This is a genomic window from Bradyrhizobium sp. NC92, from assembly GCF_025200865.1.
GTDB lineage: Bacteria > Pseudomonadota > Alphaproteobacteria > Rhizobiales > Xanthobacteraceae > Bradyrhizobium.
Genome location: NZ_CP104171.1, coordinates 6987084 through 7000251, shown reverse-complemented (window position 1 = coordinate 7000251; position 13168 = coordinate 6987084). Strand labels below are relative to the sequence as shown.

The window sequence follows — 13168 nt, the reverse complement described above, 5'->3', positions numbered from 1 at the left end:
CTCCGATGAGCAAATTGGCTCGATGTCACTCAAGAGACCCTCCGGCACTCCGCGGAAGCCGAACAGCAGGGCCCGAATTTTCTTGGATTGCGATGGCTGTTGTCGGCCTGCTCGGGACAACCTCAAGAAGGCGATGAGGATGTTGTGAACCAAGATAACGCAGATTCCAATACGGCGGCAGAAGTCTTGCGCGCTGGCAGGCGGTCCACCGAAAGCTTTGCCCGGGCGCAAAGGGTTTTCCCGGACGGCACCTCGCGGGTAACGATTGAGCGAGATCCAACTCCGCTCTACATTGAGCGTGGGATGGGCAGCTATCTGTTCGATGTCGACGGCCGCCGGTTTCTCGATCTCAATTGCAACTTCACGACGTTGATCCATGGACATGCCTTCGGCCCCGTTGTGGAAGCATTGACCCGTCAACTCCAGCGCGGCAGCTGCTTCGCAAATCCGACGGAGAGCGAGATCGAGCTCGCTGAATTACTTTGCGAGCGCATTCCGAGAACTGACCGTATTCGCTTTGTTAATACCGGAACCGAGGCCGTGCTATTTGCGATCAAAGCTGCGCGGGCCTTCACTGGACGTTCGAAGATTGCCAAGCTCGAGGTCGCCTATCATGGCGCCTATGACTGGGTCGAGGTCAGTCAAGCGGCGACACCGGACGATTGGGGTGACGCCAACCAGCCCAACTCGACGCTCTTCTATCGCGGTATGCCTGCAAGCGTGCTCAATGAGGTGGTTGTGCTGCGCTTCAATGATGTTGAAGGCGCACGCCGCTTGATATCATCAAATGCGCACGATCTTGCCGCCGTCATTCTGGATCCGATGCCGAGCCGCGGGGGACTCGTTGCGCCGAAGCCTGAATTCATGGCCGCGGTGCAGGAATCTGCCTGCAAGAACGGGATTCTTGTGATCGCTGATGAGGTCCTCAATCTTAGGCAGAGCTTTCAGGGTGCTTCCGCACGTTACGGCCTTGTTCCGGACGTCATTGCGATGGGCAAGATCATCGGCGGAGGTTTGCCGATTGGAGCGATCGGCGGCCGCGAGGACGTAATGAAAGTATTCGATGCCGCAGTGGGTCGGCCACTGCTTCCGCAAGGCGGTACGTTCTCTGCCAATCCTCTATCCATGACAGCGGGGCTGACTGCGATGCGTCATCTCGATCATGCGGCTTTTGCACATCTGGAGATCCTTGGGGACATTGTCCGGGACGGGATCGGCCGGGCCATCTCGAACCTGGGCGCTCCGCTCTGTGTCACCGGTGCCGCCTCACTCTTCCGCATTCATCCGAGTGCAGAAACCCCGAGCGACTATCGCGAGATCTATCCCACGCCTGCCGGAGCAACTCTAATGAAGGAGCTCACACGCTTCTTTGCGGAGAACGGCATCATCCTGCCGTATGGTGCTGCCGCATCGATTTCGTCACCGATGACGCGTGCCGAAGCTGAGTTGATCGTCGACGTGTTCGCAGGCTTTCTCGAGAGCCGTCAAGACATATTGGGCGCGATAGAGGCACGCAAGTGAACGACACGGCAGTGCTTTTCGGCAACATGCCGTTAAATGATCTTTGGCCAGGGTCGATGTTCGCCGTAACTTGCTTGGCGAGGCTCAAAGAACGTATTCAGGCTCCCTCCGGGCTATAGCCATGCGTGACCCCGGGCGGCGACAGCAGCCAACGAAGATGCGACTTGGTTCCCGTCCTCTAGGCGCGAGCTCGAAGCCTTGTTTCACGGCTCGTGATCGCACTACAGCCAATCTGCATCCTCATATAAGGGCGTGGCGGTCTGCTTACGCGGGCTGCAGCAAAGCCAACAACCATTCTCAATTAGCCGATCGATTAGACCACGCGCCTCTGCGGATCGTGGGGAATATCGAGTTCGATCTCGCGAGATACCTCAAGGATAGCTTCTGGATGTTGGCCATTCTCGCCGAGTGCGTATTTGAGCGCTTGCTTCCGGCTCGCAAACACGCCGCCAAAAATGCCGTTCTGTTCGCGGACGACCCAGTTTCCGAAACGATTCTTGCCAACAAAGACCCTCGATCCAGTGTAGCTTCCGGAAGGATATTCAACAAGCTTCATCACAATTGACCCATGAGTTTGCAGCGTCATCATCTGGCAACCAATCGGCTCGTCATGAGCGGATCGGCCGCTGCGTGTTCTGTTGGTGAGACAGCTCGCCATTTTCGAATGCGAGAAATAGCCGGGGAGGCTTACTAGTGTGCCGCCTTTGAGTTGTCCGTTAGCTTGGAGCAGCACGGCGCCATGGGTCTTTGTCTGTTTAGATCTGCTGCACTTTTCTTGTACTCACAAGGTGCGCCGGCGAGCACGACACTGAACGTTCGCCGCCGCAGTGGTGCCAAGCACAAAACTGGTTGTTGAGGTCGGGATTGTCGGCCTAGCTCGCTTGCTGCTTCCAAGCGCGAACTGCACCGCTCCGGCGAGGCACCGTACGTGGAATCTGTGGGTGTTGGTGAAATAAGTGGATCATCTGTGGGGCTTGGCATCTGCAGCTCCGTTCTTGGAGGCTTCAGAAATGGCGGGATCCGTACCACGTTTAGAGAACTGTCACCGTCATCTCGCATGATCGTTGCAGATCGCGGCAACCAATTGCGACGCGCTAGTCGCGAACCATTCGTCCCGAAGGCCAAGTCTACAGCGAACACCGGGCGGGTCACGCTACCAATTCTAGGGAAGGCAGGTCGCTTTCGGTCTCGCTGGAAATGAATAGACGGTACCTACGCATCAGACGTCTTTGCTTCTCTTCACCAACAGTTTCAGAAAATGAGCGAACTAGGATTGAAAGCTGGAGAATGCATAAGGAGAACCTTGGAAATGTGCGCAAGACTCTCCGGACCGCGTGCTCGCCTCGCCGAAGACGGTAAAGAAATCAGCTAAAGCTTACGTGTTCAGCGGCGCGCCAAGGTGTTTCGTAGGCCCGCTTGGTGCGTACTGTTAGCCGCAGGGGTTCATAGCGAGAGATTGTCCGGCGAGACCTCCTTTGCGTTCACTTCTCCTCCAAAGCTATCGATGGGTGTTTGCACTGTCGGGTCTGCTGAGTTCGCCGCCCCTGCTTAAGACGCTAAAGCCAGTCCAAGAACTAGAAGACGGTGGGGTTGGCTTGGCGCCTTGCGAATTCAGGCCGGAGCGCCACAATGAGTAGGCCGAGGCGGGAGCCAAGTCGCTGATGATCTTGAGCGGAACGCTCAGAGAAAAGCATTCTCTGCAGTCTGGCAAGCCCATCACTCTGCAACCCGCGCCACGTTAAACTCAGATCGATGCGGATCGTGCCCCGTGGCGTGGTGTAGCTGACGGTATGTCACCGCCGATGCTCCGGCGGGTCGGAAGGCATCAGCCTGCCACGGCGGGTAGCCCGACGATGGGATCATCGCTCAATGGCGCGATGGTTTCCAGTGTCATGTAGCGGGCGCGTTGGACCGCTGACCTTGCCCCACGGGCTTAATCCAGTTTGAAGTTCGCTCTGGCCCACATAAGGACCGAGCATGAAGCGCAGTCGCTTTACGGAAGAGCAGATCATCGGGATTTTTAAGGAGCACGAAGCTGGCGTTTCGGTCGCCGATCTGTGCCGCAGGCATGGCGTCAGTGACGCCAGCATCTACAAATGGAAGGCAAAATTCGGCGGGATGGAGGTGTCGGAGGCCAAGCGGCTGAAGACCCTGGAGGACGAGAACACCCGACTGAAGCGTCTCTTGGCCGACGCCATGCTGGACAATGCGGCCTTGAAAGATCTCCTGGGAAAGAAATGGTGATCCCCGCTTCCAAGCGGAAAGCTGTCGCCCATCTCGTGGACGTCTACGGAATGAGCGAACGGCGGGCGTGTAAAGCCATCGGCTGCTGCCGCATGACGATGAGATACAAGGCGACTCGCGCAGATGATGCCGGCCTTCGCCAGCGCATGAGGGCGATCGCCCAGGAACGTCGCCGTTTCGGTTACCGACGCCTGCACGTGCTGCTCAAGCGGGAGGGTTATCTGGTCAACCACAAGAAGCTCTTCCGGCTCTACCGGGAAGAGAGGCTCGCGGTACGCCGCCGTGGTGGCCGCAAGCGGGCAATTGGGACCAGGGCACCGATGATGGCGCCGATGGCCCCCAACGATCGTTGGTCGCTCGACTTCGTGTCGGATCAGCTCACCGACGGCCGTCGCTTCCGCATTCTGACCGTGGTTGACGATTGCACCCGCGAGTGTCTGGCGCTAGTGGCCGATACCTCGCTCTCGGGCGCCCGGATGGCGCGGGAACTGGACCGCCTGATCACCGAGCGCGGCAAGCCCAAGACGGTGATTAGCGACAACGGCACCGAACTCACCAGCAACGCCATTCTGACGTGGGCCGATCAGAGCCGCGTCGCTTGGCACTACATCGCGCCAGGCAAGCCCATGCAGAACGCCTTCATCGAGAGCTTCAACGGTCGGCTGCGGGATGAATTGTTGAACGAGACGTTGTTCACCTCGCTGGCCCAGGCCCGCGTCGCGCTCGGATGCTGGCGCGCGGATTACAACGACACACGACCACACTCACGGCTCGGATGGAGGACGCTGTCCGAGTTCGCCATCACCTGCAACCCGCGAGACGGGATCTGGCGCTGCGCTATGCTGAGGGCTCCGCGCCAGCTCCCGTCACAACCACCGCCCAAATGGGCAAATCCAACGACCGGGGCGAACTCAGGAATGGATAAAACTTGGGGGCAAGGTCAAAGCCTTCAGAGTATGGCAGTCAGTGGTGTTAAGTCATCCCACACCTCGTTTGATCTCCTGTTAAATCCGTACTCAGAAGCCGAAGGTCCAGTGTGTTGAGGCCAGTTAGACGTGCTTTTGCGCGAGCAGCGCCTCTCATCCTATATATCCTTCAGAGCTTTTGAAAAATGGAGGAAGTTGCAGATGTCATGATGCTCTGCATTGTTCAGGCGGAGGCCATAAGCGGATATGCGATTTCTGAGAAAAATCGGATCCAAAGCGAACGCCTGGAAGCCGTTGGAGCAGTCTAAGCGAACATAGTCATCGGTACGCGCCACACTCTGAACCTCGATGCCACAAAGATGATAGTACTTCAGACGTGCTACGGTTGCCCTCTCGCTGGTTGAAAACAGCGACAAGACGAGATCAAAGGGCGATTGGCAGACCAGTGCAAGAAACTCCAGGGGGGCATCCATCGTACCAAGAAAATTGAATGGCAGTATACAAAGTATCCTTCCGTCGTATCGCCTCATGATCTCATTGATCAGCCGCTTCCTTCTGAAGAATTTGTTTGCATCGCAGCGGATAACTGCTCCGTCCCCATGTTCTGACCGTCGTGCGCGAGGTGGGTTTATGTCGATGCCAAGGTAATCAGTGACGTCATTTTTGACGCCGATGAGGCGGTAGGAACTACAGCCAACCTCGATGATCAAATCGTACGGGGTCGAGCGAAGGAGATCGTCAAGAATGAGTCTTTCCCGCTCATGGAAATAGCGTACTTCAGGCGTGAAGTACTTCGGACGCATGAGGCGCATGCCTTCGGCGGCCAGATAGATTGATCGATTGAATTGCTTGAATTGAGGGGCGGAGGAGGTCATCGGTCATCTCGTCAACACTGAACATAAAGCCTGCGGCACCGGGGTCCAATCCCGGTGGTCAGTTCATCGCTCAGCATATTCGCCGCTGAAGCCAAAGCCTCCACAGTTTGCTCTGGGCAGATCAGATCCACCAAGCTGCCGGGCAGAGTCCAGCTTGTTGGCAGCTCCGTTACGTCGATGGTCATAAGGTCCATGGACACGAAGCCGACGATTGCCACACGAGTACCACGTATGAAGACATGCCCCCGATTGCCAAGAATACGCGGAAATCCACCCGCATAACCGATAGATGCGGTGGCGACACGCATCCGTGTCTTCACCTTGTACGACATATGGTATCCGATAGCTTCCCCATGCGTCAGTTCACGGCATTGAACGATCAGCGTTCGCAGACTGACGACTTGCGACGGCTTGAAGCAGGGGTGATCGGATGCGGAAAAGCCAAAAATTCCTCCCCCAAGTCTTATGAGGTCGAAATGGAATTGGCGTCCGGCGAATAGTCCTGCCGAGTTCGAAAGAGAAAGAATAGCTTTCGGAAACAAATGGGTCAGTTTGCGAAAACGACGTAATTGTTGACGACTGACCTCATTTTTCCACTCTGCGCAAGCAAGCTGACTCATGAATAGCGCTGTGGTTAGTTCGGACAACCCCGTTTCTTTCTCGGCGAGTGCCTGCAACTCATCCATGGGAAAACCCAGCCGAGACAGGCCAGTATCAACATGGATACCCGCCGGCAACGCTCGATTGCGACGTCGGCAATGCCGCAGCCATGCATCCAACTGTTGCCTGCTGTTCAGGATGGGCAACAAATCATGCTGCTCGGCAGCCGGCTCCATACCTGGCATCACGCCGTGAAGCACGTAGATCTTGGCAGATGATGGTAGCACAGAGCGTATGGCAATGCCTTCCTCGACATCGGCTACGAAGAAATGCGTGCAGCCAAGGTCAGCAAGGAACGGCGCTATACGTCGCGCGCCGAGACCGTAGGCGTCTGCCTTGACAACTGCGCCGCAACTGCTGCGGGGCGCAAGCGCCTGAAGTTTCCGATAATTGGATCGAATGGCGCTCAGATCAACAATCATGGTCGATCTCGAGGTCTCGCTATAACCGATGTCTGCAAGATCATGAGGGAGGTTTGCTTCGATATTGATCGTATCAGGCATAAGCCTTCACATCATGTCGTGGTGACGACACCGGGATACGGGGAATACAGGGACCTTATTGCCTCTTCCGCACATCCGGGCCCAAAACGAAACCCATTGCCTGCACCACCGCTAATAATTTGCAGACCAGCGACAGTATTGGCTGGGCGGGAGAACGGGACGCCATCGTCGGAGTAGCAATCGCAGAACACACGTGCTGATGCCACCGCGGGCACGTCGCACGAGAACCACTTGGCCAAGATCGCGGTTGCACGCGCAAGATCATCCGAGCTGACATGCAGCTCATCGCAGTCCGCCCTCACATCCCATTCCTGCGAGGTAAAGCTGAACAGCCAGTATCCTTCCTCAATCATGGGAATGAGGAAAGCGTAATCATCGAACAAGCCGATCATTGGACATTTGGGGGTAGGGCGTGCCGCGAGATGAAGCGCGACGACCTTCTTGACGCGCATTCGCGGTGTGTCTGTGAGATGCGCAACCAACGGTGAATCGGGTAGCCATGGACCAATTGCCAGGACGGCCCGTCTCGCCAGATATTCTCTATTATCCAAGGTTTGAAGAAGAATATTGCTTGGTCCCTGCCGTATCCCTTTAATAGATGTCCGTTCGTACAGAGAGACCCCGGCTGCCTTGAGCCTTTGGGCCAAATCCTGAACAATGCGATCTACTGGACTGTAAGAACCCCGATCCAGTTCCACGGCGGTATCGCTGGGAACAAAGAAATGCGGCAGAGAGGAAAGCCTCTGCTTCAGTGCGGAAGAGGTTGATGGGGTCGTGCCGCCCACGCTACTCAGACGCGCGAGCGCTTTGGGATTACGTGTCAGCCAAAACACATCACAGTCGCGACCGACGGGCCAAAGCCCATGGGGATAGATCCCTTGCCAGAATTTCGAACTATGATTGATGAGCTGTCTTTCCCTCTCGTTACGACAGATGTTGATTTGGATGCCGGGCGCAAACCGACTGGCGCCTGCCCCAACGACATCTCGTTCGAAGATGACGAGTCTGTCCCGCGGGCGATTGCTCGCTGCGATGAAGGCGGCGCTGAGGCCCATGACGCCGGCGCCAATGATCGCGAGGTCGTAGGTCTCGTTCGTCATCGAGTTGCCATCCAGGAGATAGACAGAGCGCTTAGAATCTCGTTGGCGAGATTTTCCAAATGATGGGTTCGATCTGGTCGCAGAAACACGAGGTCGCCTGCCTTGATTGGCAAAGCGCCATCGTCGGTTATGACCTGGCCGTAGCCGCTCGTGATGCGCCAGATCTCCGTGGCAGGATGGGAATGGGGTGTCGAGGCGGCGAACGGATCCAGCCAGAATTCAATGAGGTCGACGGGACAAGTGGTCTGGGGATCACCTATTCGTGTGACAGTCTGCATCAGTACGCCAGGGCTGTAGACTGTGATGTCACCTAAGGCAATCAGCTGTGCATTCTTCATAGGGACTCTCAATCGACATGGGCTGGATCGCGGCACGCTGGCTGCTTGCTCGCCGATGAATGGGAGTCCTCGAAGTCCGAGCTATACCAGTCGACGACGCCCCGTGCAGGCCCGCAATCGTAAGCTATGCGGCCGATGATAGAATTGAGGACCGTCGAAGCGCGCCAAGGAGTCAAACTGAGATTTGTATCAGCGATGCCATGTTGAAAGCGCGCGCCATTCTGTACGTACAAACGACAGTTTTCGGGGCCATCGAAACGAGCTGAATAGTCCTTCTCAACCAGGATCTCTTGAGAGCCACCAAGCGCACTCACAACCGTGAGGCGGTTTGCGATTGGCTCCAGGAACGAGGGGATTTCGGTGCGATAGCCTGTGGCTAAGACGACAATATCAGCAACATGTTCTGAACAAATGCCTGTCATCTGTTGACGCAAGCCCAGAAGAAAGGGAGACGCGCCGCTCAACTTGTCTGCGGTGGTGTCGACGCGTATTTGTACGTGAGTCGGGTAGGAACCTCGATGAAACTCGCGATCGTAAAGTGCGTTGTAGATGGCGCGAAGCGTCGAACAGTTGACGCCATCGCTCGCCAACGACTGTTGTTCGAGAAGCCGCGCACGAGTAGAGCCGCCTTGCTCAAAGAAATAGCCACCATATTGCGGAAAGAACCATTCATTGACGAAAGGACTATCCTCGCGCGCAAATATGTTTGCGCGGCGCGTCACCCAAGTCAGGGATCCCAGCGCGCCGCATGCGCCACTCAGGAGATGAAGAAAGAGTTCGGCGCCGCTTTGGCCGCCACCTACCATCACAACGCGCTTGCTCGTAAATTCGCGACGTTGAGTGAGAAAGGTGCTTGAGTGAAACACCTCGTTCGGCGGTGCATTCCTGCCCCAATCAGGAATAGAGGGCACTCTACCGACGCCAATGACGGCCGTATGCGTTTGATACTCGCGTCGGCTGGTAATGATATTGAAGGACTTGCCACGCAATTCGACTGCAACAACCTGTTCGCCGAATTGAACGTTGCCCAGCTTTTCCGCTGCCCATCGCAAATAATCGCCAAATTCGCTCCTGCTAACATGCTCCAGCCCACGGACGATTGCTTGATAGAGCCGCCGCTTTTCATGCAAGTAGGCGAGGAAGCTGTATGCGCTCGTCGGGTCAGCCGGTGTGACCAGATCCTTTAGCGGGCTGGTTTGCATAGCGGCGCCTTCTATGAGCAGACCGGGATGCCAGCTAACCGCCTCTGATTTTTCGAGGATGTGCAGAGAAAGTTCCCGAATCGGGGCCGAGAGCGCTGCCAAGCTTAGATTTGCCGGCCCTGCACCGATTGCGATGACGCCATAACTGTCGCTGTGCTTCAGCATCGCATGATCCCTGCGAGGAGCCACTCAATGCTTCCGGTTGGTTGAGAACATATGAACTGCAAGAAGGACGCCATTCGCTGCGATAAGCATCATCATGCCGATCAGAAGACAATCGAAATTGCTGGCTTTCACAACTTGCCCGGCGATGTATGGAAAGCCGAACAGGCCTATGAAGTAGGAGAGCGTGAATACCTGAGACGAAATGGCGAAAGCTGTCTCATCAATGTCTGTAATGTGGACGATCATACTATTTAGCGTCGAATAGCTGAGGCCGTATCCCAGCGCGAAGAAGGCCGCCCCGAGAATGTAAATGGCCGTACTATCGACATTGAAGAAGAGAATGAATAGCCCTGCAACAGTGCATGCAAGGAGAAGTGCGGCTACGCGTTCAAGGCGAAATCTTCCAATTATCGGGGCAACCGCGAACCGGAAGAAGACGGCTGTCACGGTGAAGACTATAAAGAACGTATCGGGAGACTGTGCTCGCGATGTGGCGTAGAGCGATTGAAACGTGGAGAGACCGGCGAAAACGCAGGCGCCAATGCCGATCATGATGATCGGATATCGCGCGTTCGACTTGAAGGCTCTTACCACGCCTTTAAACGTCAGTCGTACAGCAGGCATTTTGATCTGAGGAGCTTGCGCCAGTGCCCTCCCAGCGAAGTCCAAAAGCATCGTACCAAGGATACATGCAACGGCAAATAGAGCGTAAACTGCAATGTAGGATCCAATGGCCTCCGCAGCGGTTCGGGCGAGGGGGGCAGCGAGCCCGATGCCCAGCATTTGAGATCCTGAAAGTAAGGTGAGATACTTGATACGGGCTTCAGCTTGCACGTGACACATGACCTGAAGCGGCGCCAGGATATAGAATACAGACCATCCAATGCCGAGAAGAAGTCCGCCGATGTAGGCGAATAGCGGCGAAATCGATGCGGATGCGAAACATATCATCGCTGCTGCGATCATCGCCGCGGCAAAGGTGATGGTTCGCATCAAGCCTAGTAAATCCGCGATGCGGCCAGCTACAAGGGAACTCAGGATTGTCGCGATCGTACCCGTTGAAATAACGGCCCCGGCGGTCGTGGCGTTTTGTCCAATGGACCGCAAAGCTTCAACGAGGAAGAAGCTCGAGCCATAGGAAGCGGCCAAGCTGGCACTGCCAAGCATGAAGGGGAGTGACACCTCCAATGAGACTGCGCTGGGCAGTTTCTCCACGAGGGCGGTTTCCGGGGAGGGTGTCATGCTACGACCTTTCCTGGAGGGCTTTGCTCAATTCTACAGTCGCCAACCTGCGCCCCCCGATCTTTGGTACTGGTCCGCTTCGCTGGGAGGAGGGCGTCGAAGCGCATGCGGCAAGGGGATGCCCCGCATGACCGAGCCAGTGCCACAAGGCTTCTGCTATTCTGGGCATCAGTGGCCAAGCCAGTATGCTGAACCCCATCAACCATGTATAAGCGGTCTGAAGGTCCGGCGTGGCATCGAGATAATCGACCCATTCGAGAACCGACTTCGAAGCTCGCGATACTCGCAAGTTATCTAGCGAAAGGGCGGCACATTGTTTGCCGTAGAGCCGATCCAACGTGGTCATCATCGTGTCATCGACGCAGCACTGCGTGAGTGCCGGCATTTCGTTTATGCACGCGGTGCAACGATCGATGGCTGCAGTTATCTTGTCCAGAAGTGCATTGTAGCGGTCGACCAACTGTCCTGGCACTAAATTGGTCTCGGTGTCTTCCGGGCAAATTTCGGACAGGTACACTCTAAGAATATCGATGGAAAGATTTGGACTTCGAGCGATTGCACCCACCCAGATCACGTGTCCCCGACTAGTGGAGAACTTCGATCCGTTCAGCCGAAGGAAGTGATTAAAGAAGATCCGATCAAATGGGCGAAACGAGTTCTGGCCCAATGCGCATCCGGCAACGCCGACAAGCATCGGAACCGTGTTATCGATGCCGGTAGCGCTAATGAGGAACGCATCGGAATCGCGAGAAAACGGGCTTGGCTTCCCGCAGCCCGCCGTATCTTTGTCGCCGCAATAAAGAGAATGCGCGTAGAGCAGAGAGGAGTAGCTAAACAATATCTGCCGAGTCTCGAAATGCCGCGAATTCCAAGCCAGCCCGTGCAATCCCGGTACAGTCACCCGGATTTGCTGCCCTTTGCGTGCGACATACCGCTTTCCTATCTCCAGAAAGCTGGATTCGACGGCCGCGTCGTGCCACGTCCGTAGAAGTCGGTCTGTTCCCGAAATCGAAAGATAGGCGGAAATGTTGTCCGTCCATTCTACGATCCGCCCTCGCCTCGATACTGGTTTCAGTGCTTCATCAGGTTCGAAATGATGGCCGCATTGTTCGCAGAAGAAGCTACCCGCAGATGCCCCGCAGAGAGGACAAATTGCACCAAACCAGCCGCCAATGCAAAATCGCTCTTCTTTTGGTGTGGCAGCAGAACCCGCATCGTCCATTGGCAAGCGCACTGCGCGGAAATGTAGGGAGCCAGCTGCATATAAAGCATCCATCAGGGCGTTGCTGACATCCGCAAATCGCTGCAGATTGCTGCCATGCGCTGGATCGTCGAAATGATCGAAAACGATCCCGACCGAGGCGAGATCGTCAAGAATCTTGACATGGAAGCCATGTGCCATGTCCGACGGGTCAATGTTCTCACGAGCCGCTCGGACCAGAACATGGTTCTCGAAACCATCGGTCGTGAGCCCAGAACGGACATGATGCCCTGCCCGCTTCAGGTGTCTCTGTAAAACATCCATTCTGAGAAATGGTCCAGCGGCGTGCCCAAGATGTGCTCTGCCATTCGCTGTCAAGTTGACGGGGGAAATATATACATCAGCAGGATGCGGATTGGCTACATCTATCCGTGAGATAGGTGGGCTTCTGCTCATGTTCATTCATCCCACAAATGACTCCACGAAGACATGTTGACGCGTGTCAGCGGCGTGACAGCCGTCACCATCATACGTCAGATGCTCGATGCAAATCGTTTCTTCGTAGCAGACGGCTAACGGCGTAAATGGACCAGCGTTCGCTTTGAGATCAATTACCAGGGTTGGTAGTTGATCGGAGCGTATCTGGTGATGAAGGTGCAGTCGGGGCGGCGGCTTTCCCTCCCTTATGGGGCGCCTTCAGAACTGAAAGGCACCCATCGCCAAGAGTCGGTCAACTGCATGGTGCATCTTCAAAGGCTGTCGGCGTCCTGAGATCGCCTACCAGGCTTGTTCTACCCGCCCAGCGGCTGCTAAGAGCGTTTGACAGGGAATTTGAGAGGATGTTGCAGTCGCCGACCGGCATTGCGATGGCTCCTTACGACTGGAGGGATTGTGTTTTTGAATTCTATTTGTAGCCAAGATGGCTGAGTGTTCCGTCGTCAGAGCCAGGATTGCGTTGCTGATCAGCGGTCTGAGCCAATCGTCCAGCGGCTCCGTTTCCACCTCCACGCGCCTGCGAAGGCAGAGTGTTAACAGGTACAGTCTAGTGCTCGCGCAATAAGCAGCACGAGACATCTTGGCTGTTCCTCCTCTCAAGAACAAATGAACTCAATAGGCCGCTTCGCAGCCACATGGTGTCGTCGCCTTTAACCGGCAGGCGCGATACGTTTGGGGAAAGTGCAAATGCGCTTT

The 13168-nt window shown here is 55.8% G+C and carries 9 protein-coding genes and 1 pseudogene; 2 read left to right on the top strand and 8 right to left on the bottom strand.

Features of this window, described 5'->3' with window-relative positions; all coding sequences use genetic code 11:
• The first annotated feature begins 144 nt into the window (after window positions 1-144).
• Window positions 145-1521, top strand: coding sequence for an aspartate aminotransferase family protein (locus tag N2602_RS32675; protein ID WP_260380693.1), 1377 nt, complete (start codon window positions 145-147; stop codon window positions 1519-1521).
• Window positions 1522-1834: 313 nt separating this feature from the next.
• On the opposite strand, the gene N2602_RS32670 is transcribed toward N2602_RS32675, so the two are convergent.
• Window positions 1835-2110, bottom strand: a complete 276-nt coding sequence (locus tag N2602_RS32670) for a hypothetical protein (protein ID WP_311738697.1) — start codon at window positions 2108-2110, stop codon at window positions 1835-1837.
• Window positions 2111-3498: 1388 nt separating this feature from the next.
• Here N2602_RS32670 and N2602_RS32665 point away from each other — a divergent pair.
• Window positions 3499-4690 (top strand): annotated as a pseudogene (locus tag N2602_RS32665) (IS3 family transposase).
• A gap of 159 nt (window positions 4691-4849) precedes the next feature.
• On the opposite strand, the gene N2602_RS32660 reads toward N2602_RS32665, so the two are convergent.
• Genes N2602_RS32660 through N2602_RS32630 form a run of 7 tightly spaced genes read right to left on the bottom strand, consistent with a single transcriptional unit; the run spans window position 4850 to window position 12301 of the window.
• Entirely contained in the window at window positions 4850-5566 is a 717-nt protein-coding gene (locus N2602_RS32660) for a hypothetical protein (RefSeq protein ID WP_260380692.1), read from the bottom strand.
• Window positions 5567-5577: 11 nt separating this feature from the next.
• A complete protein-coding gene (gene alr, locus N2602_RS32655) occupies window positions 5578-6729 on the bottom strand; it encodes an alanine racemase (protein ID WP_260380691.1) in 1152 nt (383 codons plus the stop codon).
• An 11-nt stretch (window positions 6730-6740) separates the two neighbouring features.
• The gene (locus tag N2602_RS32650) at window positions 6741-7829 is read right to left on the bottom strand and encodes an FAD-binding oxidoreductase (RefSeq protein WP_260380690.1); all 1089 of its coding nucleotides are present in this window, start codon (window positions 7827-7829) and stop codon (window positions 6741-6743) included.
• The gene (locus N2602_RS32645; RefSeq protein ID WP_260380689.1) at window positions 7826-8167 is read right to left on the bottom strand and encodes a cupin domain-containing protein; all 342 of its coding nucleotides are present in this window, start codon (window positions 8165-8167) and stop codon (window positions 7826-7828) included. The genes N2602_RS32650 and N2602_RS32645 overlap by 4 nt, the downstream gene beginning before the upstream one ends.
• Window positions 8168-8175: 8 nt before the next feature.
• Complete coding sequence (locus tag N2602_RS32640; RefSeq protein ID WP_260380688.1) at window positions 8176-9534, bottom strand: lysine N(6)-hydroxylase/L-ornithine N(5)-oxygenase family protein; 1359 nt, start codon at window positions 9532-9534, stop codon at window positions 8176-8178.
• A gap of 24 nt (window positions 9535-9558) precedes the next feature.
• Window positions 9559-10776: an MFS transporter gene (locus N2602_RS32635; protein ID WP_260380687.1), complete on the bottom strand. Its 1218-nt coding sequence runs from the start codon at window positions 10774-10776 to the stop codon at window positions 9559-9561.
• 1 nt (window position 10777) lies between these two features.
• Window positions 10778-12301: a class I tRNA ligase family protein gene (locus tag N2602_RS32630; protein WP_260380686.1), complete on the bottom strand. Its 1524-nt coding sequence runs from the start codon at window positions 12299-12301 to the stop codon at window positions 10778-10780.
• Window positions 12302-13168: the final 867 nt, after the last annotated feature.